General features: G+C 63.0%; 1 protein-coding gene. It reads right to left on the reverse strand.

Annotated features, from left to right (window positions below; translation table 11 throughout):
* On the reverse strand, window positions 1-281 hold a 281-nt coding region (locus tag ISP20_RS21475; RefSeq protein WP_239536281.1), incomplete at both ends, for a GTP-binding protein.

Genomic DNA, 281 nt, shown 5'->3' on the forward strand with positions numbered 1-281 from the left:
ACCAGGATCGCGCCGTCCATCTGCGCGGCACCCGTGATCATGTTCTTCACGTAGTCAGCATGGCCCGGGCAATCCACGTGGGCGTAGTGACGGTTCGGCGATTCGTATTCGACGTGAGCCGTCGAAATCGTGATGCCGCGCGCCTTCTCTTCCGGCGCCGCGTCGATCGCGTCATACGCCTTGAATTCGCCACCGAAGCGCTCTGCGCCGACCTTGGTCAGTGCAGCCGTCAGCGTCGTCTTGCCGTGGTCCACGTGACCAATCGTGCCGACGTTGACGTG

Source organism: Dyella kyungheensis (assembly GCF_016905005.1).
In the GTDB taxonomy this organism is placed as follows: domain Bacteria; phylum Pseudomonadota; class Gammaproteobacteria; order Xanthomonadales; family Rhodanobacteraceae; genus Dyella; species Dyella kyungheensis.